The 3,515-nt window shown below is 64.8% G+C and carries 4 protein-coding genes; all 4 read left to right on the top strand.

Features of this window, described 5'->3' with window-relative positions; all coding sequences use genetic code 11:
* Nucleotides 1-325: hypothetical protein (locus AACR77_RS19585; protein WP_042881895.1), on the top strand; the 325-nt coding region annotated here is incomplete at its 5' end.
* Nucleotides 326-681: 356 nt separating this feature from the next.
* Nucleotides 682-2,118: a circularly permuted type 2 ATP-grasp protein gene (locus tag AACR77_RS19580; protein WP_042881893.1), complete on the top strand. Its 1,437-nt coding sequence runs from the start codon at nt 682-684 to the stop codon at nt 2,116-2,118.
* Nucleotides 2,112-3,038 carry an alpha-E domain-containing protein gene (locus AACR77_RS19575; RefSeq protein WP_010674396.1) on the top strand — a complete coding sequence of 309 codons (927 nt, stop codon included), beginning with the start codon at nt 2,112-2,114 and terminating at the stop codon, nt 3,036-3,038. Before AACR77_RS19580 ends, AACR77_RS19575 begins: the two co-directional genes overlap by 7 nt.
* Nucleotides 3,035-3,515, top strand: a 481-nt coding sequence (locus AACR77_RS19570; RefSeq protein ID WP_042881891.1) for a transglutaminase N-terminal domain-containing protein, incomplete at its 3' end; no start/stop codon positions are given. The genes AACR77_RS19575 and AACR77_RS19570, both read left to right, overlap by 4 nt.

Raw genomic sequence — 3,515 nt, 5'->3', positions numbered from 1 at the left:
CCTCGGCTGGCTTGCTGGCAACCTGGAAGCCTTGCGTCACCTGGGGAGCAGGGACGACATCCGCACGGCCTGCCGGGAGCAGCTCATGCTCGATTATGCTCCCCAGCTCCTGCACCACGGGCTTTGCAGCCCCGCCGAGATTGCCGCCCTGCCCGCACGCCAGGAAGCCACGCTGGATCATGTCTGGGAACATCACGCCGCCCGCGTGCCGGACGAGTTTGACGTTCGTGACCTCATGGCCGCGACGCCGCTGGGCAGCCCGGACCTGGCTTCGGCCTGGTTTGCCCTGGCCCCGTCCCTGCATGATCCCCTGCCAGAAGGTTGAACGTTGAGGCCAGCAGGCCGCCCCTCCACTCCCGGTGCCTGAATCCCCCCAAGCCCGGCCATCGGTCGGGTTCTTTCTTACCCCTGCCCCAGCTCGGGGCAAGGGCGCTCGCCTTCCGCCCCCGCATCCCGATGCGCCCGTCCCTTGCCCTCATGGCCTGTTGCCACAAGATGGCGCAGGCTTACCCTCTATGGGGTACCACTCTGGTGCGCCCTGCCTTGACCCTTGATGACATATAAGTCATCCATATGATTTTTCAATGAAAAATTACTGACACTGGCCTCGATAGCGACTCAATTGGCTGGCACAGCCCTTGCACTTTGTGATGTACGCAGGGACGTCACAAGGAGTTGCCTATGCTGCCCATCAAGCCCCCCGGACCCGGTTGTTACGACGAGATGCTGCTCACCGACAACCAGTTTCGCGATCATTACCACGCCTACCTCTCGTGGCTGCACCAGACCGACGAGAAGAGCATAGAGCGCAAGCGTGAGGAGGCCGATCTGCTGTTTCGCCGGGTCGGCATCACCTTCAACGTCTACGGGGATGGGGACGGCGCCGAGCGCCTCATCCCGTTCGACAGCATTCCCCGCATCATTCCCGCCCGGGAGTGGCAACATCTGGACAAGGGGATACGCCAGCGCGTCACCGCCCTCAATGCCTTTCTGCACGACATCTATCACGATCAGCGCATCCTGAAGGCGGGGGTGATCCCGGCCGCCCAGATCCTCACCAATGCCCAGTACCAGCCCTGCATGCAGGGGGTCGACCTGCACCGGGACACCTATGTCCACATCACCGGGGTCGACATCATCCGCAACCACGACGGTGAGTACTATGTGCTGGAGGACAACCTGCGCACCCCCTCCGGGGTCTCCTACATGCTGGAGAACCGCAAGATGATGATGCGCCTCTTCCCGGAGCTGTTTCACAACCAGCCCATCGCCCCGGTGGAGCGCTACCCGGCCCTGTTGCTGCAGACCCTGCGCGAGAGCAGCCCGGTGGACAGCCCCTGCGTGGTGGTGATGACACCAGGACGCTTCAACAGCGCCTACTTCGAGCACAGCTTCCTCGCCCAGCAGATGGGGGTGGAGCTGGTGGAGAGCGCGGATCTGGTGGTCAAGGATGGTCAGGTGCTGATGCGCACCACCACGGGGCTGAAACGGGTGGATGTCATCTATCGCCGCATCGACGACGACTTCCTCGATCCCCTAGCCTTCAACCCGGACTCCCTCATCGGCGTGCCCGGGCTGCTCTCGGTCTACCGCGCCGGCGGCGTGGTGCTGGCCAATGCCATCGGCACCGGGGTGGCGGATGACAAGTCCATCTACCCCTATGTGCCGGAGATGATCCGCTTCTATCTGGGGGAAGATCCCATTCTCAACAACGTGCCCACCTGGCAGTGCCGCGAGCCGGCTGCCCTCTCCCACGTGCTGGCCAATCTGGAGGAGCTGGTGGTCAAGGAGGTCCATGGCGCCGGCGGCTACGGCATGCTTATCGGCCCCTGCGCCAGTCGCGAGGAGCTGGCCCGTTTTCGCGAACTGCTCAAGGCGCGGCCGGACAACTACATCGCCCAGCCGACGCTCTCCCTCTCCACCTGCCCGACCTTCGTCGACGCCGGCATCGCCCCCCGCCATATCGACCTGCGCCCCTTCGTTCTCACGGGGCAGGAGCTGCGCCTGGTACCGGGCGGCCTGACCCGGGTCGCCCTCACCGAAGGCTCCCTGGTGGTCAACTCCTCCCAGGGCGGTGGCACCAAGGACACCTGGGTCATGGAGGGCAGCCCATGCTGAGCCGCACCGCAAGCGAACTTTACTGGATGTCCCGCCACCTGGAGCGGGCGGAGAACACGGCGCGCATGCTGGACGTCACCCAGACCATGTCGCTGATGCCCTCCATCGACGCCGATCACAGCGAGCTGGTGGCGCCCCTCACCATCAGCGGCACCCATGAGCCCTTCCTGGCCCGCTACGGCCAGGTGAACATGGAGAACCTGCTGCAATTTTTCTGCTTCGACGAGGAGAACCCGAGCAGCATCTTCAGTTGTCTGCGCATGGCCAGGGACAACGCCCACGCCGTGCGGGGCAAGATCCCCGGTGAGGTGTGGGAGAGCATCAACGCCGCCTGGATAGAGATCCGCCGGCGCCGCCAGGCGGGGCTCTCCAGCGGCCAGGCCCAGGAGTTCTTCGACTGGATCAAGGAGCGCTCCCACCAGTTTCGCGGCGCCACCTATGGCACCATCATGCGCGGTGACGTGCTCTGGTTCCTGCGCCTTGGTACCTTCATCGAGCGGGCCGACAACACGGCACGCATCCTGACCGTGAAGTATCAGGTGATCCGGGAGGACGAGGACAGCGTGCGCGAGTTCTACCGCTGGAACGCCCTGTTGCGGTCAGTGGGCGCTTACGAGGCCCACCAGACCCTCTACAAGACGCTCTCCCATGCCTCCATCGCCGAGCTGCTGATCCTGCGCAATGAAGTGCCGCGCTCCCTGCGGGCCTGCCTCGACGAGATGGAGCTCATCCTGGCCCAGATCGAGGGCAACGCCGGTCAGACGCCCCGGCGCCTGACCACCATACTCAACGCCCATCTGACCTATGGCGCCATCGACGATGTCTTTGCCCTCGGCATGCAGGAGTACCTGAGTGATTTTCTCAGCGACATCGGCGCCATCGGCCAGAGCATCCACGCCGCCTACCTGGAGGTATTATGAGACTCATCATCGATCACCAGACCCGCTACCACTATGCCGACGTGGTGCGCCGCAGCACCCAGTACCTGCGCCTGACCCCCCACAGCACGGCCCGCCAGCAGATCCTCTCCTGGGAGCTGGAGCTGCCGGGGGAGGCCACCTGCACCACGGACGGTTACGGCAACATACTGCACGTGCTGAGCCTGGAGTCCCCCCACGAGGGGATCCTGATCCGCGCCCACGGGGAGGTGGAGATCTGCGACGACGCCCCGGAAGATGAGGAGTCTTCCCTCATCTCTCCCCTGAGCTACCTGAGGCCCACCCCCCTCACCCGCCCGACCCCGGCCCTGCAGGATCTCGCGAAGGCCTGCCTGCCAGAGGCGCCGGCCCTGGCCGACTTGCAGAGCCTGATGGCACGCATCCTGGTGCTGATGCCCTATCAGCCCGGCAGCACGGATGCCACCTTCAGCGCCGACGAGGCACTTGCTTCGGGCAGCG

Source organism: Aeromonas sp. ZOR0002, from assembly GCF_963866995.1.
GTDB lineage: Bacteria > Pseudomonadota > Gammaproteobacteria > Enterobacterales > Aeromonadaceae > Aeromonas > Aeromonas caviae.
Note: the sequence above shows the minus strand (reverse complement) of the source record. Positions and strands in the feature narration are given on the sequence as shown.

Bases quoted from the DNA above. Each gene is read 5' to 3' on its own strand.
- AACR77_RS19580 (WP_042881893.1), top strand. From the start codon at position 682: ATGCTGCCCATCAAGCCCCCCGGACCCGGTTGTTACGACGAGATGCTG.
- AACR77_RS19575 (WP_010674396.1), top strand. From the start codon at position 2,112: ATGCTGAGCCGCACCGCAAGCGAACTTTACTGGATGTCCCGCCACCTG.